Below are 19,359 nucleotides of genomic sequence, written 5' to 3' on the forward strand. Positions count from 1 at the left end.
AGTTGCAGGTTAAAAGTTATTTTTTTCTAATCATATTTTGAACCTTTTTTGTCTGAGTTTTTCAGATATATCATAAATGATTTTATTTTTCTACTATTTAAAATGGCTTTTTCAGAAATTCTTTTGAAAGTTTCCTCATCAATATGGTTTCTATCCAAACAACGATATAATTGTGATCTTGTTTCGCCACAGGAAGCCTTAGCAATACTTAAAAAATTAATAAATTCCCGATTTCCATCTCTTTCAAAACCTTCAGAAATATTATCCATTATGGATCCCGATGCACCATTTATTTGTTCCCGAAGCTTATAATCCCTTTGCAAAGAAGTATTTTGAATTATGTTCCAAACATCTTTACAAATTTCTCTGGCCAACTGCCAAATCTCTAAATCCTCAAATCTTTCTATTTTAGCCATAAGGTAAAATTTTAGGTAAACTTGCAACCTGCAACTTTCAACTTGTAACTTTATTCACAATAGTAGAAGAAGCCTGATCCAAACACATCACCGTCAAATCCGCGATATTCACGTGCGGCGGTCGCGTTACGGCGAACCAGATAATATCGGCAACATCCTCAGGTTTTAAGGGGGTGTAGCCTTGATATACTTTTTCGGCTTTTTCAGAGTCGCCTTTAAACCGCACCTCACTGAATTCCGTTTGCACCAATCCGGGGTTTATGGCTCCCACTTTTATTCCCTTTCCGTTCAAATCCAATCGCATTCCTTGATTTATGGCGTCCACAGCATGTTTACTTGCGCAATACACGTTGCCTTTTGGATAGACTTCCTTGCCTGCAGTGCTGCCAATATTTATTATGTGACCGCTTTTGCGCTCCATCATTTTTGGAAGAATTGCTTTGCTAACGTAAAGTAGGCCTTTCACATTAATATCCAACATCGCGTCCCAATCGTCGATATTCCCCTCGTCAATGGTATCCATTCCGTGGGCGTTGCCAGCATCGTTAATTAAAATATCAATTGTGGAGAACTCCCCCGGAAGGGATTGTACCGCAGCAAATACCGCTTCCTTGTTGCGTACATCAAACTTTAAAGTGTGCACTTCCGTTATCTTCGAAAGCTCTTCGGAAAGACTTTTTAGCCGTTCCTCTCTTCTTCCGCAGAGAATTAATTTCAAGCCATTTTCTGCAAAAAGTCTTGCCGTTGCCATTCCGATGCCAGAGGTAGCTCCGGTTATAAATGCTGTCTTGTTTTTCATATTCAATCTTTTTCTAAAAATACTATTTCTATAATTTCCGTAATGGTTAAAATTAGTTAACCCAAAAGTTAATAGTTCTTAACACTCATAAAACTATAAATCTCGGTTTATATGTTTGTAAAACTAATTCTAAAAAAAAAACCATGAAATCCCTATTAAAATTTAGCTTAATTGCTTTGCTCATTTTCGGCTTTACCGCCTGTAGTAGTGATGATGATGCCACCAATCCTGATGGAAAGGCAAAATTGTCCCTTAGATTAACTGATGCTCCAGGCGACTATGATGCCGTCTTTATCGATGTTGAAGAAGTAGTCATTAAATATAATGGCGGGCAGGATGATGTTGTTTTAGGCATTAACGCGGGTGTTTACAACCTTTTAGAACTAACTGCCGGAGTAAATGTATTATTGTTTAATGACGAAGTACCCGCAGGAAACATCAGTCAAATACGTTTGGTTTTGGGAGAGGACAACACTATAGTTGTTGATGGACAAACATTGCCATTAGATACTCCCAGCGCACAACAATCGGGTTTAAAAATTCAGGTAAATGAAAATCTCCAACCTGGAATTTTATATGAATTTATGCTCGATTTTGATGTAGACAAATCCATCGTTGCACAAGGCAATGGAGGTTATAGTCTCAAGCCCGTTATTAGAGCAACAACTGTAGCGGAAAGTGGTGCAATTTCAGGAGTTATTATACCCCCAGGAATTATTACAATGATTACGGCAGATAATGGCAGCGCTCAAATTTCTACATACGCAAACCCTGCAGGCGAATTTTTAGTAAGCGGTGTTCCAGATGGAACTTATACCGTAACCGTTCAGGCTGATATTGCTTTGGGCATTCCACCTATTGTAATTAATAATGTAATTGTTGTTCAAGGTGAAATTACCAATATGGGACAAATTGAATTACAGCTTTAAAAAAGCATAAACAAAAATTTTAAAAAGAGGAAAACTTAAAGTATTCCTCTTTTTTAATTTAACCAATCATTAACAGGGTTTTCTACAATAAATTTTCAATTTGCACCGTCTTTTTATAAAGGCTTTAAATTGAATCTAAATACGGTATGGAAAATACAAATTCGACCTTTGACATTGGGGCATTAAACGAAAAAATTGAAAGGGAAAGTGCATTTGTGGATGTACTTTCTATGGAAATGAACAAAGTAATCGTAGGCCAGAAACATATGGTGGAACGGCTTATGATTGGACTTTTGGGCCAAGGCCACATCCTTTTGGAAGGTGTGCCCGGACTTGCGAAAACCCTTGCAATCAACACACTTGCAAAAGCGGTGCACGGTACTTTCAGCCGTATACAGTTTACCCCAGATTTGCTTCCCGCGGATGTTGTGGGAACGCTCATTTACAATATGAAAGTAAATGACTTCAGCATAAAAAAAGGTCCCATCTTTGCCAATTTCGTACTTGCGGATGAAATTAACCGGGCTCCCGCAAAAGTACAATCAGCGCTTTTGGAGGCGATGCAGGAAAAGCAGGTAACCATTGGCGAAACCACTTTTACCCTCGACAAGCCATTTTTGGTAATGGCAACCCAAAACCCAATCGAGCAGGAAGGAACCTATCCGCTGCCAGAAGCGCAGGTGGACCGTTTTATGCTGAAAACGGTAATAAAATATCCACAGATTGCCGAAGAGCAACTCATTATCCGTCAAAACTTAAAAGGCGCTTACGAGCAAATCAATCCAGTGGCGACCATAGACCAAATTCTTCGGGCACAGGCTGCCGTTCGGGAAGTTTATATGGATGAAAAGATTGAAAAATACATTCTCGATATCATTTTCGCTACACGAACTCCCGAGAATTTTGGGCTTGCAGACTTGAAACCACTTATCAATTTTGGCGCATCACCACGTGGAAGTATCAACCTTGCCATTGCCGCTAAATGTTATGCCTTCATCCGCCGTCGCGGGTATGTAGTGCCAGAAGATGTTCGCGCGGTAGTGCACGATGTGCTTCGCCATCGTATCGGCATAACTTACGAAGCGGAGGCCGAAAACATTACTTCCGAAGACATCATCAACAAGATTGTTAATGTAATTGAAGTACCGTAAAAGTTCAAAGTTGCAAGTTGAAGGTTGCAAGTTAAAAAACTTGGAACCTGAAACTTGAAACCTGAAACCTGAAACTATCGTGGATACAAAGGAACTTCTTAAAAAAGTACGTAAAATCGAAATCAAAACGCGTCGGTTGAGCGACCACGTGTTTGGTGGCGAGTATCACAGTACGTTTAAGGGTCGGGGGATGACGTTCAGTGAAGTGCGCCAGTACCAATTTGGCGACGACGTCCGGAATATCGATTGGAACGTTACGGCCCGCTACAACGAGCCTTTTGTAAAAGTTTTTGAGGAAGAGCGCGAGCTTACGTTGATGTTGATGGTTGATATTAGCGGTTCCGAATTTTTTGGAACGCAGGAACAATTCAAAAATGAAATCATTACCGAAATTGCCGCAACGCTCGCTTTTTCAGCAATGCAGAACAACGACAAAACGGGACTGATCCTTTTTTCAGATGAAATTGAACTTTATATTCCCCCGAAAAAAGGCAAGTCGCACGTGCTGCGAATTATTCGTGAATTGATTGAGTTCAAGCCAAAAAGTAACAAGACCGATATTGCCAACGCCTTGAAATTTTTAAGCAGCGTAATGAAGAAGAAAGCCATCGTTTTTGTGCTTTCAGATTTTATTGCGGACGGTTACCGCGACACTTTAAAAATCGCCGCCAAAAAGCACGATGTAACGGGAATCAGAATTTACGATAAAGCCGAGGAAAATATACCAAATCTGGGAATGGTGCAGATGGAAGACCAGGAAACAGGGGAACTTTTATTGGTAAACACAGGGTCTAAAAATGTGCGCAACCAATATTACAGTTATCATCGCGAAAGGGTGGATTATTTCAATGAATCGTTTACAAAAAGTGGCGCAGGCACTATAAGTACACGGGTTGACGAAAGTTATGTGAAAAAATTGTTGGGATATTTCAAACGCAGGTAGGCGCGCGATTCATCGCGCGCATTTAAAAGAAATCAAAATTTGAATTGAAAAAAAATAAAATCCATATTACAAAATTTGAAAGATTGAAGCCATTTGGTTTTCAAAAGAACCGCTCGTTTCTTTTTTCTCTGTTCCTTTTTCTTTGCTCTTTCCTCTCCTTTTCGCAAGTAACCTCCTCCATCGATTCCACAAAAATCAAGATTGGCGAGGAAATACTTTACACCATCAATGTACAAGCAGACTCAACGGATGTTGTGGTATTTCCCGAGGAGCAAACTTTTGCGCCTTTGGAAATGATTGAGTCCTATAAAACCGATACCACTTTTGAAGCTTCCAAATATCGGCTCGTAAAAAAATATGGATTGACGCAGTTTGATAGCGGCCATTACACCATTCCGCCGCAGCGCATTTTCATCAACAACAAACCATTTTTGACCGATTCCATAAAGGTTGAAGTGGCCGACGTTCCCGTTGATACGACCAAACAAAAAATGTTCGACATAAAACCTGCGGTGGAAGTTAAAAGCCCGCCGTTTGATTGGTTGTCGCTTCTGTATTGGTTGGTTCCGATACTTTTAATTATTGCGATTGCGATTTATCTCTTCCGAAGAAAAAAACGAAAAGAAGCCGCCGAAAAGCAATTGCCGCCCTACGAAGAAGCAATCGTTGCCTTAAAACAGCTCGACAATTCGCAATTGCTGAAGGAAAATAAAAGCAAGGAATATTACAGCAGCCTTACCGAAATCGTAAAAAGATATTTGGACCGCGAAGTGGACGAAGCCGCTTTGGAGAGCACCAGTGACGAGCTAATCACGCGGCTGATGATGCACAAAGACGCGGGGAATTTCGACTTTGATTTGGAAACCATCCGCAAGCTGGATGCAATTTTCAAACGTGCCGATTTGGTAAAATTTGCCAAAATGAACCAAGAGTCCGGACAGGCGGAAGTTGACCGAAAAACCATTGAGGAAATCATCAACGAAACCCACGAAGCCGTTCCCGAACCCACCGAGGAAGAGCTTTTGGCCAATCAGGAATACATTGAAAAACTTCAGAAAAAACGCCAGCGCAGAAAATGGATTTTGGGAATTTCGGGTGTACTTGCGGCGATTGTTTTGGCAGGAATTATCTACGGCGCCGCTACCGGATTCGACAACTTAAAGGATAAAGTTTTGGGCAATGACCTCCGCGAGCTCGCCGAAGGCCGATGGATAAAGAGCGAATACGGCAACCCGGCGGTAATTTTGGAAACCCCCGAAGTGCTTGTCCGAGCGGAAGCTCCCACCACAAATGCCGATAAAAGTGCGGTGATGGGAAGGGATTTCTTCACCTATGGCGAAATGAATTCCCCGCTTTACATTATGGTTTCAACCACACAGTTCAGCCAAAAACAGGACATTGCCCTGGAAACGGCACTTGATGCGGTTTTGGACGATTTAGAGCAAAGTGGCGCGAAAAATCTAATAGTGAAACGCGACGATTTTGAAACAGATAAGGGCATAAAAGGATTGAAAGCCTACGGCGAATTCAACGTGCAGGTTTCAGACACTAAAATGTTGAAACAAAAAAGCACCTATGAATTATTGCTTTTCGCGCAGCAGAACGGCTTGCAGGAAGTTTTGATAGTGTATCAGGACGATGGCAAATACGCCGAAGAAATATTAAAAAGAATCGAAGCTTCCATAGAGCTTGAAATTTCAGAGAAAGATGGGCAGTAATTTCGAATTTGTAAATCCGCAGTTTTTCTGGTTGTTCCTCCTACTTCCGGTACTCGTGCTATGGTATTTATGGAAGCGGAAACAGCAAACGGCTTCATTAAAAATATCCAGTGTCAGCGGTTTCAAATCTGGCAAAAACTGGTTGGCGCGATTAAAACCGTTGCTTTTCGCGCTTCGTCTTTTGGCACTTTCAGCTTTGATTATTGCAATGGCGCGACCACGCACCGTTGACGAATCCACAAAAACAAAAACCACCCGCGGAATCGATATCGTGATGGCAATAGACGTTTCGGCAAGTATGCTGGCGCGCGATTTAAAACCAAACCGTTTGGAAGCATTGAAAACAGTAGCTGCGCGTTTCATAAATGGTCGCCCGAATGACAGAATCGGCTTGGTGGAATACGCAGGCGAAAGTTACACCCGCACGCCGTTGACGAGCGATAAAACTATTGTGCTTTCGTCCCTAAAAAACATAACCTACAACACGACCATTGAAGGTGGAACAGCAATCGGTTCCGGTTTGGCAACGGCGGTAATCCGTTTAAAGGAAAGCCGCGCCAAAAGCAAAGTGATTATTTTGTTGACCGATGGGGTAAACAACACAGGATTCATCGACCCAAAAATTGCGAGCGAGCTTGCCGTGGAGTTTGGGATAAAAGTATATACAATCGGTTTGGGAAGCAACGGAATGGCGATGTCGCCCATTGGCATTCGTCCCGACGGTGGTTTTCAATACGGAAATGTGCAAGTGGAAATTGACGAGGTGTTGCTGAAAGAAATTGCGGCAAAAACCGGCGGACAATATTTCCGGGCAACGAGCACCACCAAACTGGAGCAGATTTACGAAGAAATAAACAAACTGGAAAAAACCGATATCGAAGAGTTCAAATACACCCATTATGATGAAATGTTCCGCCCGTGGGCCATTTTCGCATTAATATTGATTGGGTTTGAGTTTTTGTTGCGAACTACAATATTTAAAGGATTTTTATAGAAATGGATCAAATAGTTTTAGATCAACCCATATACTTCTACATTCTCTTCGCCATTCCGGTGATAGTGGTGGTTTTTCTATTGCTTTTGGTTTGGAAAAGAACGGTTCAGAAACGATTTGTTGATAAAGAACTTCTGAAAAAATTGAGCCCAAACCGTTCGCTCTTTAAATCTGTTTTAAAAGTTTTGGTGCTTTGTTTGGCCATTGCTTGCTTAAGTTTTGCATTGGTAAATCCTAAAATAGGCACCAAGCTCGAAACGGTAAAGCGCGAAGGCGTTGACATTGTTTTTGCGTTGGACGTTTCAAAAAGTATGTTGGCGGAAGACATTGCGCCCAACCGTTTGGAAAAGGCAAAACAGCTCATTACCCAAATAATCAACGGTCTTGCAGGGGATAGAATTGGAATCATCGGTTATGCTGGGAGCGCTTTTCCGCAGGTTCCCATCACTTCCGATTTTTCATCTGCAAAATTATTTTTAAGTGGAATGAATACCGATATGGTTTCTTCACAAGGAACAGCCATTACCCAAGCCATTGAACTGGCGCAAACTTTTTATGACGACGAAGACCAGACCAATCGCGTGCTTTTCATCATTTCAGACGGGGAAGACCACGAGGGCAATGTTTCGACAATTGCCGAGGAAGCTGCGGAAAAAGGCATCCGCATTTTTACCATTGGCGTGGGAACTTTGGAGGGCGGCCCAATTCCTATCAAAGAAAATGGCGTGCTTCAATATTACAAACGCGACCAAAATAACGAGCAGGTAATCACCCGTTTAAGTGAAGAAACTCTTAAAGAGATTGCCAAAACCGCCAATGGTGAGTATATTGACGGCTCAAATACCAAAGTAGTTGTTGATCAAGTTAAAGCCATTTTAAACGGAATGGACAAAAAGGAATTTGAGGCCAAGCAATTTACCGATTTTAAGGACCAATTCCAGTGGTTTTTGGCTGGGGCATTATTTTTGCTGGTTTTGGATGTGTTCCTTTTGGAACGTCAAACAGCTTGGGTCAAAAAGTTGAATTTGTTTAATGAAAAGGAAAAACAATAAAATGATGTTTGTGGATAGAATGTTTTTTCAGAAAAATGCTACGCGGAAAATTGCGATAATTCTGTGCGCTGCCTTTTTCTCGTTGAATTCATTTGCCCAACCACAACCTACCAAGGAGCAAAAAAAGGAGCTGAAAGCTGCACGGAATTATTTGAGTGAAGCCCAGCAAGCACTTCAAAAGGATAAATTCCCCGAAGCAGAAGCAGATTACCGAAAAGCGATTTCCCTCAACCCAAAAAGCGAAACTGCAAAGTACAATCTCGGCACCGCTTACTACGGAAAAGAAAAAAATGCCGAGGCCATGCTTCGCTTTAAACAAGCAGCAACCACCGCAACCAGCAAAGCCGAAAAGCACAAAGCCTTTCACAATCTCGGGAATACGTATATGAACGAAAAAAAATATGCCGAAGCGGTGGAAGCGTATAAAAATGCACTTCGCAACAATCCAAATGACGACGAAACGCGGTATAATTTAGCATTGGCGAAGGATATGTTAGAAAAAAATCCGCCACCGCCCCAAGACGATAATAAGGACGATAAAGACCAAAACAAGGATAACCAGGATCAGGATAAAAAAGACCAACAAAACCAAGACAATAAAAATAACGAGGGCGACAAAGGCGACGATAAAGACCAAAAGGACAAGGGTGACCAAAACGAGGATAAGAAAGAAGGCGATAAAGACAAGGACCAAGGCAAGCCCGACAAGCCAAAAGATGAGGAGGGCGACAGGCCACAACAGCAGCAACCAGTCCCCGGACAACTTTCACCACAGCAAGTGAAAAGTCTGTTGGAAGCAATGAACAACGAAGAGAAAAAAACGCAGGAAAAGATAAATGCCGAAAAACAAAAAGGCGCAAAAGTGAGAACGGATAAAGATTGGTAGATTATGAAGACGAAGAGTTTTTTATTCCTTTTAGGATTTGTGCTATGCAGTATAGCTGCCACTGCGCAGGTTCAGTTTGATGCCAAGGTTAGCAAAAAAAGACTTGGAATAAACGAGCGTTTACGGATAGATTTTGAAATGAACCAAGATGGCGACAATTTTAGACCACCGAGTTTTGATGGTTTCCGCGTTGTGGGCGGTCCCAACCAATCCATCAGCAATTCGTGGATAAACGGCAAACGAAGTTTTTCAAAAACATATTCCTATTTTTTAGCGCCGCAAACCCGCGGAAAAATTACCATTGCACAAGCCACGATTGAAATAGAAGGCGAAACTTATAAAACCCTTCCCGTTGAGGTGGAAGTAACCGCCGCAGTCGATGTGCCAAAAGACGGCAACAATGCCGATTACGTAGCCAGTGAAAATGTTCATTTGGTTGCTGAAGTTTCAAAAGCCAATCCATACCTAAACGAAGCAATTACGGTTACCTACAAACTTTATGTTTCGCACGACGTGAGCATTACCAGCCAATGGCGCGAGATTGACACTCCAAAATACGCCGATTTTTGGAGCCAGAATATTGACAATCAAAACAATTTTAAGGTTTACGAAGGCAAATACAATGGCCAGGATTATCGATACGTGGTGTTAAGAACCACCGTACTTTATCCGCAAAAAACAGGCGAATTGGAAATAGAACCGCTCACGCTGGATATTCCCATAGACGTGCAGGGCAACCGCCGCGATATATTTGGCAGAAGAGTGATGGAGCGTGTGAACAAAACCATTTCGGCAGGAAAGCGTACCATTAACGTGAAACCGCTTCCCTTGGAAGGCAAGCCGGATGGTTTTAACGGTGCCGTGGGCGATTTCACTTTTGATGTAAACACCAATAAAACCCAACTAAACGCCAACGAATCACTTCAATTGGACGTGAAAGTTTCTGGGAAAGGGAATTTAAAATTGTTCACCCTTCCCACCGTAAAACTTCCAAATACTTTAGAAGTTTATGAGCCCGAACACAGCGAAAGCGTAAACACCACCATCGGCGGAATGTCAGGCAGCATAACGGATTCCTATACTGTTGTTCCGCAGTTCAAGGGAACCTATCCGGTGAACCCGATTACCTTTTCGTTCTTCGACCCGAAAACTGAAAAATACAGAACTATTACTTCAAAAGAATTCACTATTGAAGTTGGAAATGGGCCCATAAGTTCGGCAAATCCTATTGCAAATTCCAACGATGCGAAAAAGCAAGTTGTACTTTCAAAAGATAATTTCAAATACATAAAATTGGACGCCAACCTAAAACCCATTGCACAGGAAAGTTTTTTTAAATCGCCATTGTTTTGGTCGCTTTTGGGCGGGCCATTCTTGTTGATTCCCCTATTCATCCTTGCAGGAAAAAAACGCAAAGAGCGCTTGAACGATGTGGAAGGAAACAAGTTGCGCCGCGCAAACAAACTCGCCAAAAAATACCTTTCGGAAGCCAAGCGGAACATTCAAAACCCAACTGCTTTTTATGAGTCGTTAGAGCGAGCACTTCACAATTATTTAAAAGCGAAGCTGAATATTGAAACTTCGGAAATGGAAAAGGGTCTTATTTCCAAAATGCTGCTCGAACGAAATGTGGAAGCCCCAACAGTAGAAAGCTTTATCAGCCTTTTGAAAAGCTGCGAATTTGCGCGATATGCTTCATCTTCAACAGCATCGGTACAGCAGGATTACAGCAAGGCGGTGGAAGTAATTTCAAACATTGACAAACAAATACAGTAAAAATTGATGACGATGAAAAAGCTACTGTACATACTTATTTTATTGGTTTCTACATCCGGAATTGCACAAAATGAAACGCTTTTTGAGCAAGGAAAGGAATTATACAAAAACGGAAAATACCAACAGGCCATCAATTCCTGGATGAAAATTTTGGACAACGGCGAACATTCTGCCGAGCTGTATTTCAATCTGGGAAATGCGCAGTATAAGCTGAACCACATAGGCCCGAGTATTTATTATTACGAAAAAGCGCTGCAGCTTTCCCCGAACGACCAGGACATTAAAAACAACCTTGCCTTTGCCGAAAACGCACGCATTGATTCGATAGAGCCCTTGCCGCAGACGGTCTTTTCAAAATGGTATAATAGTATTTCCAGCATTTTTACTTTTGAAGGATGGGCGGTTTTAGCAGTTGCTTTTTCATTATTTTTTGTAGCGTTGTTTCTTTTTTACTATTTCGCTTTTTCTGAAAAAAGAAAACGCTTGCTTTTTGTGAGCTCCATGTTTGCAGGGTTTTTATTGGTCGCGTCATTGACAATGGCATTTTTGACTTACGGTGATTATTCAAAAAATCAACCCGCAGTTATTTTTGCAAGTGAAATAGAGGTAAAGACCGAGCCTTCCATGGGTAGCAACATAGCCTTCACGCTCCACGAAGGAACAAAAGTCCAGATTTTGGCACAGGACGGCAACTGGTTTCGAATCAGTTTGGCCGATGGAAAAGACGGCTGGATTCCTGCTTCAGATTTAAAACAACTTTAGAATTAATATTTAGTTAACAGGATTTAAGCCAAATTCTGCTATTTTTGCTTTTCTTAAAAAAACACGCTTGCGGTTAACCAGTATTTTATTGTTGCTCGTCTTTACAAGTTTTCTTGTAACACCTGCTATTATAAGTCTTTCTGGTAATCAGGCTGATGTTTCGACATTTTTTTCGATGAACGAGGAAGAAAATTCGAACAAAATGCCCAAACCCAATTTTGTCTTCGATATTGAAAAAATACAATCAAACTGCAATAGTTTAGAATTTCTGAAAAAACAGCAAAACCGAGATGGTTTTCAAATTGACAGTTATTCCAACGTATTTTTAGACGTAGTGTCACCTCCTCCCCGAAAAGCTTAATCTTTTCTAAAAACAAATTTTTAATTTATTTCCCAAAAAAATTCCATTGCATTTGCAATCTGGAAATTTTTGTCAATTTATTGGCTTTGGGGACAATTCATATAATTTCAAAAAAACAAATAATCATATTATGAAAGCACATACTAGAGAAACTCAAGCAACGATGACGCCACAAAAGGCGCTGCAATTCTTAAAAGAAGGAAATTTAAGATTCCAAAATAATTTAAAGGCAAATAGAAACCTATTGGAGCAGGTAAACGATACCAGCGAAGGGCAATTTCCCTTTGCCACAATTTTAAGCTGTATAGACTCTCGGGTTTCGGCAGAACTAGTTTTCGATCAAGGCTTGGGCGATATTTTTAGCGTACGTATTGCAGGTAATTTTGTTAATGAAGATATTTTGGGAAGCATGGAATTTGCCTCAAAACTTGCTGGAACAAAACTGATCGTGGTTTTGGGCCACACCAGTTGTGGTGCGGTAAAAGGGGCTTGCGATGATGCAAAAATGGGTAATCTAACAGGGATGCTTGCAAAGATAAAACCAGCAGTTGAAAGCGTTTCAGAACCTAAAGATGAAGGCCAGCGCAATTCAAAAAATCTAGATTTCGTAGATGCGGTAGCAGAAAAGAATGTGACGCTAACCGTTGATAATATTAGGAATATGAGCCCAATTCTAAAAGAAATGGAAGACAATAACGAAATAGATATTGTGGGTGCTATGTATGACATTAACACAGGCGCCGTCTCATTTTTTGAATAAGTAATTGGACCTGATTCAGTATGCTTTTGAAAAAAGATTTTTAACAGTGTGACAAATCACATTCTTAAAATCGATTAGCATATTATATCCAAAACCTAAAAAACTAATTATGACAAACATATTTACAAATTTAAGAGGAAATCTATTTGGCGGAATTACCGCTGGAATCGTTGCCTTGCCCCTTGCATTAGCTTTCGGGGTTCAGTCGGGCCTTGGTCCCGATGCCGGATTGTACGGTGCTATTTTCATAGGTTTCTTTGCTTCGCTTTTTGGCGGAACAAATACACAGATTTCTGGACCAACAGCACCTATGACAGCAGTTTCCATGGTTGTTATCGCTGGAATCATAGCTTCGCACAATGGTAGCGTAGAACAAGCCTTACCGTATATTTTATTGGTCTTTTTATTGGCCGGACTTATGCAAATTTTGTTGGGTGTTACTGGTGTGGGGAAATATATAAAATACATTCCCTACCCCGTGGTCTCAGGCTTTATGACGGCTATTGGTGTAATTATTTTAATTACCCAATTGTTGCCAGTATTGGGTTATTATACCGAAGATGACACTGCTTTTATTGAAACTTTTAAACCACAGGCTGAAGAGGCAATAATGACCAATATTTTGCACGACGAAGCTGGTGAAGGGATTTTGGTCCTCGAGGATTTTAAGGAAACCATTAACCGTTCCGAACAAATTTCACAAGAAGAGATTCTTCAGGAGGCAAAAGTGCTTGCAAAGGCTGAGAACTCTGGTGTTGCAGGTGCAATTAAAGCCTTGCCCAGAGCTATCGCAAATATTAATTGGTTAGAATTTATTTTGGCTTCATTGACCATTTTAATCATTTACGGCTTTAAGCGCATTACAACTGTGGTTCCGAGCACATTGGTAGCATTGCTTGTAGTTTCGGTGGGGGCCTATGTGTTAAAATTGAATTATCAGCCCATTGATCAGATTCCGGGAGGTTTTCCAATTCCGAATTTGAACATATTCACTGAATTTGAATTTGGACAGATTTCACCTTACATATTTACTGCATTAACGCTAGCGTTTTTAGGAGCAATTGACTCCTTGCTTACCTCCGTTGTAGCAGATAATATGACCAAAACCAAACACAACCCCAACAAAGAATTGATGGGCCAAGGTATTGGTAACAGTGTAGCCGCAATTTTTGGTGGTATCCCCGGAGCTGGTGCAACTATCCGTACGGTGGTAAACATAAAATCAGGGGGAACAACAAGACTTTCGGGTATGATTGCCGCAGTCTTATTGCTCGTAATATTATTGGCCTTAGGGCCCGTTGCATCACAAATTCCTGCAGCCGTTCTTGCAGGAATTTTGATAACCGTGGGTATTGGAGTAATGGATTACAAAGGCTTGAAGGCAATCCCAAAAATGCAAAAGGCCGAAGTTACTATTATGATTGTGGTTTTATTACTTTCCGTTTTTTGGAATTTGGTTTATGCAGTAGGTATAGGACTGGTTTTGGCCTCCATCATTTTTATGAAGAAAATTGGAGACCTTACCGCCGACCAATCAAAAGTAGTTCCGCTTAAAAATGCCGATGAGCTTACGTTAGCTTGGAGTGACGAAGTTAATTTTCCCGAAAGGTTAAAAGAAGAAGTATTTATAAAACGTTTGGAAGGACCCCTGTTTTTTGGTTATACTTCAGATTTTCAACAGTTGGCAAACCAAATTCCTGATACCGCTACACACGTAATTATACGAATGGGAAAGACGCCGTATATAGACCAATCGGGACTTTATGCAATGGAAGAAGTATTGATGAACATCACCAAAAAAGGCGTTACGCCTATTTTTGAAGATCTTCAGGCACAACCACGTGTAATGATGGAAAAGATTGATATTATTCCAGATTTAGTACCGAAGGAGCTTATTTTCAACGACTTTAAGGAAGCCGTGAAATACGCACGTAGCAATATAAAAGATGTAGTGTAAATTATTTTATTATTCCTCAGGAAGCCCCGTTTCATCGGGGCTTTCTTTTGGAGTAATTTCAGGATCGTCAATATTTAAATTATCAACCTCCTCCATTATTGTAGGCAATACTGCCGGTGCAATTGCCGCAACGGGCGTGTATAAAAGCGACGATTCCCGTTTTTCCTCAGTAAGAATTCTATAGTTCTCTGAAGCGTTTACAAACATAAAAATCACACTTATTAAAAACGCCAATTTCAACAAGTTGAAAATACCTCCCAAAAGTTTGTTGAAAACTCCCAACATCGCAAAATCGGCAACTTTCGTCAACAGCCTTCCCAATAAGCTAAAAAGGAACATTACGAGAAAGAAAGTAATTAAAAATGAGGCAATTCTATTTAAATCTGCACTCCAATCAAACCATCTTTCAATATAAACCCTCACGTAATCAGAAAAAAACATAGCGCAGTAAACGCCAACTACGAGCCCGATTAAAGAAGCGAGCGAACGGAGCAATCCCTTTTTAAAACCCACAAAAAAAGCGATTATGAAAATAATTCCAAGTACAATATCGATAGTGTTCATACTTTTTAATTTTTCATAAATATAGCAATTTAAAAATTCCAAGTCCCAAATCGCAAATCCCAAATTTGGAGTGCCTAGTATTTAAAAATTTTATGAAAATTTGAAATTTATCATTTTGGATTTTGGCGCTTGACATTTGGAATTTTAAACTTGTATCTTTGCAGACTAATTTATTTAGAAATGGCACGCGACGAACAATTAAAGGAACGGTGGGAAGCAGTGGTAAAAATGCTCAGCGACCGTTTTGCTGATGGCGAGGTTTTGGACCTTGACGCGATTATCTACATAATTGGCCTGCAGGAGCTTGGCCAACTGCACCGAAAGTTCAAAAAAGACGAAAAACTAAACCTAATGCACATTGCCATCTGCCGTCTTTTGGAGCCCTACGGATACTACGAATTTGACTACTACGACGAAGACAGCTGGCCGCACTATAAGGTTTTGGAACAACTCCCCCCGCTTAAGGCTGGCGAGCAAAGTGTTCTGATGAAGGAGGCTATTGTGCAGTATTTTTTGGAGAAAAAAGTGATAAATTAAAATATTTTAGAGAAGATTTTGTAATGATAGAAACCATAAAAAAACACATAGCCGAAGTACAGGCTTTTTCTTCCACCAATAAAGAAGAAATTGAAAACTTCCGCATAAAATACCTGGGTAAAAAAGGATTACTGAACGACTTTTTCGCCGAATTCAAAAATGTGCCGAACGAGCAGAAAAAAGAGTTTGGACAGGTTATAAACACACTTAAAAACGCAGCGCAGGAAAAAGTAGATTCGCTTAAGGATGCTATTGAAAGCAACTCAGAATCCAAAGGCGTTTACGGCGATCTTTCCCGTCCGGGCGAAGTGGTTCCGTTGGGCTCGCGCCATCCTATTTCCATCGTAAAAAATAAAATCATCGACATCTTTTTGCGTATTGGCTTCAACGTTTCCGAAGGGCCCGAAATTGAGGACGACTGGCACAACTTTACCGCCTTGAACCTTCCCGAGTATCACCCGGCGCGCGATATGCAGGACACGTTTTTCATCCAAACCAATCCTGATGTTTTGTTGCGTACGCACACCTCGTCCGTACAGGTGCGTTATATGGAAGACAACAAACCGCCCATCCGTACCATTTCACCGGGTCGGGTTTACAGAAACGAAGCCATTTCAGCGCGCTCACATTGCTTTTTTCACCAAGTGGAAGGTTTGTATGTGGACAAAGGTGTAAGCTTCGCAGATTTGAAACAAACACTGCAATATTTCACTACGGAAATGTTCGGAAAGTCCAAAATCCGTTTGCGTCCCTCGTATTTCCCGTTCACGGAACCGAGCGCCGAAGTTGATGTATATTGGGGGCTGGAAACCGAAGCGGACTACCGAATTACCAAAGGAACCGGTTGGCTGGAAATTGGCGGCTGCGGAATGGTGGATCCGAACGTACTTAAAAACTGTGGCATCGACGCCGAGGAATATTCTGGCTTCGCCTTTGGCGTAGGTATCGATAGAATTGCGATGCTTTTGCACCAAATTCCTGATATTAGAATGTTCAGCGAAAACGACGTGCGCTTTTTGGAACAGTTTAAAAGCGTGTTGTAAAAACCTAAGACCGCTGCGCTATTAAACATAAGATTTAAGACAAAAATGCTATGAAAAAATATCTTGTTATCGCCCTTTTGGTAATCGTTGCCATTGTAGTTGCCTACCTTACTTTCGTAATTGCGGCCATTAAAATTATAATTGGCGCCATATTGCTAGGCGTATCGGCCATTGCGCTTTTGGCGGTTTGGATTATGTGGAAAATTGACGATTGATTATGCGAAAGGATATAGAAATCCCAAAAGCCGAAAACGTGCATATCGTGGCCGTAAAGGAATGGGACAAGGATTTTACCGAACAACAGTGGTACATTTATCTGGTGAATAACCGAGAAGATGAAATTGAAACGGTTTTGGTACTATCCCGCGGAAAAAGTGAAGATAAAAAAACCTCAACCCTGCGTCATGGTCTGGGAAAAATAAAACCAAAAACTTCGGTTAAAGTGGAATTTATCCCAACAGAGGTTTTGGGTTTTACCAATGAATATTTGGTTACTTTTTTCGCCGAAAGCAAACTCTTTGAACGAAAGTTCATTTTCAAGCCCAATAGTATTTCAGAAGAAAAAGTGACCGCGCTTCCCGTTTTGGAAAGTGATGGGATTTTGGCGAAATAAATTCATATTGAAATTTTTATCCCACAGCCCGAAAGGGTAAAATTTCAAATTAAACGAGGCTTCAAAAATTCTGATCCCTTTAGGGCTGGGGTAACAGAATTTTAATAATTTTTTGCGATGCTAAAAGTTGAAATCCATTCCTTCGCCTATTCCGAAAAAACCATTTTAAAAGATGTTTCTTTTACACTAAAACCAGGAGAACACCTCAGTATTTTAGGTGAAAGCGGTTGTGGAAAATCAACACTTTTACATTTGATATATGGTTTACTTCATTTAGAAAACGGCTCCATTTTTTACAACGAAAAAAAATTGCTCGGTCCTACCAAAGCGCTCATTCCTGGCGAGCCATTTATGAAACTCGTGGCGCAGGAATTCAACATTATGCCGTTTACGACCGTTGCTGAAAATCTTGGTTCATATCTTTCCGGTTTGGATGAAGAAGAAGATAAAAAAAGAATTGAGCAGCTGCTGGAAGTTGTTGAAATGGAAAGTTTCAAAAACACATTGGTAAAAAACCTAAGCGGTGGCCAAAAACAGCGCGTGGCTTTGGCAAAGGCATTGGCAAACGAACCTGAAATCCTTTTGCTGGACGAACCTTTTAGCAATATTGATGTTTTCAGAAAAAATAAATTACGACGAAAAATTTTCAATTATCTAAAAGAGAAAAATATCAGTTGCATCACCGCAACCCACGACAACGATGAGGCATTGTCATTTTCCGACCAGATTTTAATGCTGAAAAACGGTTCTAAAGAAATGTTCGGAACGCCGCAATTTATTTACGAAAACGTTTCCACTGAATATCAGGCAGGATTTTTTGGCGAAGCGAATCTACTTTCGAAAAGTCTTATTTCTTCGGAAGTTTCTTCAGAAGAAATCATCATTTTTCCACACCAACTAAAAATTTCCGAAGAAAAAACAAAGCTTGAAGTAACCGTAAAAAAGAGCTATTTCAAAGGAAGCCATTATTTAATTGAAGCGGATTTTAAAGGAAAAATCCTATTTTTCAACAACGCCTTTTCATTAAAGAAAGACGAGTCGTGCTATTTGAAAATTTCAGAAACGCCTTAAACCACAACAATCATTTTTCCTTTATTTTTCCCATCAAACAAGTCGATAAAAGCCTGCGGAATATTTTTAAAACCTTCCACCACCGTTTCCAAATAGCTCAATTTATCCTGCTCCATCCACTTGGCCAATTGGTTTTGCGCAGGGCCAAAATCCTTTACAAAATCGCGGACTGTAAAGCCCTGCATTAAAATACTGTTTTTTATGAGCGTTGTTTCAACCCGTGGTCCCGTTGGGGATTCGGTTTTGTTGTAAAGTGAAATGGCGCCGCAGTTTACCACCCGGCCGTATTTATTCATATTTGCCAAAGCGGCATCTAGTATCTCGCCGCCCACGTTGTCAAAATACACATCCACTCCGTCGGGACAGGCTTCTGCGATAGCTTTTTTCATATTGTCGGTGGCTTTGTAATTGATTGCTGCATCAAAGCCGAACTTTTCTTGAATACGGTCTATTTTTTCCTCCGTTCCCGCAATTCCCACAACGCGGCAGCCCTTTATTTTTCCTATTTGCCCGGCAACGCTCCCCACAGCGCCGGCGGCGCCGGAAACCAAAAGCGTTTCGCCTTTTTGGGGTTTTCCTATTTTGTCGAGACCTAAATACGCCGTAATTCCAGTTAATCCCAAAATTCCCAGATAGGCTTTTAATGGAGCTTTTTCGCCATCTACCTTATTCAATCCGTTCCCGTTGGAAGTTTGAAATTGCTTCCATTGAAGCATTCCATTTACAAAATCGCCTTTTTGGAAATTTTTATTGTTGCTTTCCAAAACTTCAGCAATAATGCCAGACTCCAAAGGTTTACCTACTTCAAAAGGTTCTATATATGATTTTTCATCGCGCATCCGTCCACGCAAATACGGATCTACTGAAACATATTTAGTTTTTAACAGTATCTCGCCTTCTTTTGGTTTTGGTTTTTCTTCTTCGGTAAATTCAAAATCCTTTAATGAGGGCTTCCCTTTTGGACGGTCTTTCAGTAAAATTACTTGGTTCATTGCTGCAAATTTTTTAAGAATATGTATAAATTTAA

At 40.7% G+C, this 19,359-nt stretch carries 20 protein-coding genes; 16 read left to right on the forward strand and 4 right to left on the reverse strand.

The genetic code is table 11. From position 1 onward, the window contains the following. Positions 1-26 precede the first annotated feature (26 nt). Together MB09_RS07735 and MB09_RS07740 are read right to left on the reverse strand one after the other, a co-directional pair. Positions 27-416 (reverse strand): four helix bundle protein, encoded by a 390-nt coding sequence (locus MB09_RS07735; RefSeq protein ID WP_045080331.1) that lies wholly within the window; start codon positions 414-416, stop codon positions 27-29. Between the two features lie 37 nt (positions 417-453). Next, positions 454-1,215: an SDR family NAD(P)-dependent oxidoreductase gene (locus MB09_RS07740; RefSeq protein ID WP_045080332.1), complete on the reverse strand. Its 762-nt coding sequence runs from the start codon at positions 1,213-1,215 to the stop codon at positions 454-456. A gap of 143 nt (positions 1,216-1,358) precedes the next feature. On the opposite strand from MB09_RS07740, the gene MB09_RS07745 reads away from it, so the two are divergent. The 11 genes from MB09_RS07745 to MB09_RS07800 all read left to right on the forward strand — a co-directional run bounded on the left by MB09_RS07745 (position 1,359) and on the right by MB09_RS07800 (position 14,504). Continuing rightward, on the forward strand, positions 1,359-2,144 hold the full coding sequence (locus tag MB09_RS07745) for a DUF4382 domain-containing protein (RefSeq protein WP_045080333.1): 786 nt from the start codon (positions 1,359-1,361) through the stop codon (positions 2,142-2,144). 146 nt (positions 2,145-2,290) lie between these two features. Continuing rightward, entirely contained in the window at positions 2,291-3,295 is a 1,005-nt protein-coding gene (locus tag MB09_RS07750) for an AAA family ATPase (protein ID WP_045080334.1), read from the forward strand. Positions 3,296-3,374: 79 nt separating this feature from the next. Then, a complete protein-coding gene (locus MB09_RS07755) occupies positions 3,375-4,238 on the forward strand; it encodes a DUF58 domain-containing protein (RefSeq protein WP_045080335.1) in 864 nt (287 codons plus the stop codon). A 44-nt stretch (positions 4,239-4,282) separates the two neighbouring features. Continuing rightward, positions 4,283-5,956 carry a DUF4381 family protein gene (locus tag MB09_RS07760; RefSeq protein ID WP_052671318.1) on the forward strand — a complete coding sequence of 558 codons (1,674 nt, stop codon included), beginning with the start codon at positions 4,283-4,285 and terminating at the stop codon, positions 5,954-5,956. Further along, entirely contained in the window at positions 5,946-6,950 is a 1,005-nt protein-coding gene (locus tag MB09_RS07765) for a vWA domain-containing protein (protein WP_045080336.1), read from the forward strand. Before MB09_RS07760 ends, MB09_RS07765 begins: the two co-directional genes overlap by 11 nt. Positions 6,951-6,952: 2 nt before the next feature. Next, entirely contained in the window at positions 6,953-8,002 is a 1,050-nt protein-coding gene (locus tag MB09_RS07770; RefSeq protein ID WP_045080337.1) for a VWA domain-containing protein, read from the forward strand. Continuing rightward, positions 7,983-8,888 carry a tetratricopeptide repeat protein gene (locus MB09_RS07775; RefSeq protein WP_240484817.1) on the forward strand — a complete coding sequence of 302 codons (906 nt, stop codon included), beginning with the start codon at positions 7,983-7,985 and terminating at the stop codon, positions 8,886-8,888. Before MB09_RS07770 ends, MB09_RS07775 begins: the two co-directional genes overlap by 20 nt. Positions 8,889-8,891: 3 nt before the next feature. Continuing rightward, the gene (locus tag MB09_RS07780; protein ID WP_045080338.1) at positions 8,892-10,664 is read left to right on the forward strand and encodes a BatD family protein; all 1,773 of its coding nucleotides are present in this window, start codon (positions 8,892-8,894) and stop codon (positions 10,662-10,664) included. 12 nt (positions 10,665-10,676) lie between these two features. Then, complete coding sequence (locus tag MB09_RS07785) at positions 10,677-11,426, forward strand: tetratricopeptide repeat protein (protein WP_045080546.1); 750 nt, start codon at positions 10,677-10,679, stop codon at positions 11,424-11,426. Between the two features lie 491 nt (positions 11,427-11,917). Continuing rightward, entirely contained in the window at positions 11,918-12,547 is a 630-nt protein-coding gene (locus MB09_RS07795; RefSeq protein WP_045080547.1) for a carbonic anhydrase family protein, read from the forward strand. 109 nt (positions 12,548-12,656) lie between these two features. Further along, entirely contained in the window at positions 12,657-14,504 is a 1,848-nt protein-coding gene (locus MB09_RS07800) for a SulP family inorganic anion transporter (RefSeq protein WP_045080340.1), read from the forward strand. Between the two features lie 9 nt (positions 14,505-14,513). On the opposite strand, the gene MB09_RS07805 is transcribed toward MB09_RS07800, so the two are convergent. Further along, the gene (locus MB09_RS07805; RefSeq protein ID WP_045080548.1) at positions 14,514-15,068 is read right to left on the reverse strand and encodes a CvpA family protein; all 555 of its coding nucleotides are present in this window, start codon (positions 15,066-15,068) and stop codon (positions 14,514-14,516) included. A 180-nt stretch (positions 15,069-15,248) separates the two neighbouring features. Between MB09_RS07805 and MB09_RS07810 the strand changes: the two genes are divergently transcribed. From MB09_RS07810 to MB09_RS07825, 5 genes are all read left to right on the forward strand, one after another. After that, positions 15,249-15,605 (forward strand): hypothetical protein, encoded by a 357-nt coding sequence (locus MB09_RS07810; protein WP_045080341.1) that lies wholly within the window; start codon positions 15,249-15,251, stop codon positions 15,603-15,605. 23 nt (positions 15,606-15,628) lie between these two features. Further along, the gene (pheS, locus tag MB09_RS07815) at positions 15,629-16,648 is read left to right on the forward strand and encodes a phenylalanine--tRNA ligase subunit alpha (RefSeq protein WP_045080342.1); all 1,020 of its coding nucleotides are present in this window, start codon (positions 15,629-15,631) and stop codon (positions 16,646-16,648) included. A 50-nt stretch (positions 16,649-16,698) separates the two neighbouring features. Next, positions 16,699-16,863, forward strand: a complete 165-nt coding sequence (locus MB09_RS16155) for a hypothetical protein (protein ID WP_165586686.1) — start codon at positions 16,699-16,701, stop codon at positions 16,861-16,863. A 2-nt stretch (positions 16,864-16,865) separates the two neighbouring features. Continuing rightward, positions 16,866-17,261, forward strand: coding sequence for a hypothetical protein (locus tag MB09_RS07820; RefSeq protein ID WP_045080343.1), 396 nt, complete (start codon positions 16,866-16,868; stop codon positions 17,259-17,261). Positions 17,262-17,378: 117 nt separating this feature from the next. After that, positions 17,379-18,332 (forward strand): ABC transporter ATP-binding protein, encoded by a 954-nt coding sequence (locus MB09_RS07825; RefSeq protein ID WP_045080344.1) that lies wholly within the window; start codon positions 17,379-17,381, stop codon positions 18,330-18,332. On the opposite strand, the gene MB09_RS07830 is transcribed toward MB09_RS07825, so the two are convergent. Beyond that, on the reverse strand, positions 18,329-19,324 hold the full coding sequence (locus MB09_RS07830; protein ID WP_045080345.1) for an NADP-dependent oxidoreductase: 996 nt from the start codon (positions 19,322-19,324) through the stop codon (positions 18,329-18,331). The genes MB09_RS07825 and MB09_RS07830 overlap by 4 nt on opposite strands. Between the last annotated feature and the right edge of the window lie 35 nt (positions 19,325-19,359).

This window comes from Aequorivita vladivostokensis (assembly GCF_000952855.1).
Taxonomy (GTDB): Bacteria; Bacteroidota; Bacteroidia; order Flavobacteriales; family Flavobacteriaceae; genus Aequorivita; species Aequorivita vladivostokensis.

Bases quoted from the DNA above. Each gene is read 5' to 3' on its own strand.
- MB09_RS07820 (WP_045080343.1), top strand. From the start codon at position 16,866: ATGCGAAAGGATATAGAAATCCCAAAAGCCGAAAACGTGCATATCGTG.
- MB09_RS07780 (WP_045080338.1), top strand. From the start codon at position 8,892: ATGAAGACGAAGAGTTTTTTATTCCTTTTAGGATTTGTGCTATGCAGT.
- MB09_RS07825 (WP_045080344.1), top strand. From the start codon at position 17,379: ATGCTAAAAGTTGAAATCCATTCCTTCGCCTATTCCGAAAAAACCATT.
- MB09_RS07805 (WP_045080548.1), bottom strand. From the start codon at position 15,068: ATGAACACTATCGATATTGTACTTGGAATTATTTTCATAATCGCTTTT.
- MB09_RS07750 (WP_045080334.1), top strand. From the start codon at position 2,291: ATGGAAAATACAAATTCGACCTTTGACATTGGGGCATTAAACGAAAAA.
- MB09_RS07785 (WP_045080546.1), top strand. From the start codon at position 10,677: ATGAAAAAGCTACTGTACATACTTATTTTATTGGTTTCTACATCCGGA.
- MB09_RS07795 (WP_045080547.1), top strand. From the start codon at position 11,918: ATGAAAGCACATACTAGAGAAACTCAAGCAACGATGACGCCACAAAAG.
- MB09_RS07765 (WP_045080336.1), top strand. From the start codon at position 5,946: ATGGGCAGTAATTTCGAATTTGTAAATCCGCAGTTTTTCTGGTTGTTC.
- MB09_RS07810 (WP_045080341.1), top strand. From the start codon at position 15,249: ATGGCACGCGACGAACAATTAAAGGAACGGTGGGAAGCAGTGGTAAAA.
- MB09_RS07800 (WP_045080340.1), top strand. From the start codon at position 12,657: ATGACAAACATATTTACAAATTTAAGAGGAAATCTATTTGGCGGAATT.
- MB09_RS07770 (WP_045080337.1), top strand. From the start codon at position 6,953: ATGGATCAAATAGTTTTAGATCAACCCATATACTTCTACATTCTCTTC.
- MB09_RS07740 (WP_045080332.1), bottom strand. From the start codon at position 1,215: ATGAAAAACAAGACAGCATTTATAACCGGAGCTACCTCTGGCATCGGA.
- MB09_RS07830 (WP_045080345.1), bottom strand. From the start codon at position 19,324: ATGAACCAAGTAATTTTACTGAAAGACCGTCCAAAAGGGAAGCCCTCA.
- MB09_RS07735 (WP_045080331.1), bottom strand. From the start codon at position 416: ATGGCTAAAATAGAAAGATTTGAGGATTTAGAGATTTGGCAGTTGGCC.
- pheS (WP_045080342.1), top strand. From the start codon at position 15,629: ATGATAGAAACCATAAAAAAACACATAGCCGAAGTACAGGCTTTTTCT.
- MB09_RS16155 (WP_165586686.1), top strand. From the start codon at position 16,699: ATGAAAAAATATCTTGTTATCGCCCTTTTGGTAATCGTTGCCATTGTA.
- MB09_RS07775 (WP_240484817.1), top strand. From the start codon at position 7,983: ATGAAAAGGAAAAACAATAAAATGATGTTTGTGGATAGAATGTTTTTT.
- MB09_RS07745 (WP_045080333.1), top strand. From the start codon at position 1,359: ATGAAATCCCTATTAAAATTTAGCTTAATTGCTTTGCTCATTTTCGGC.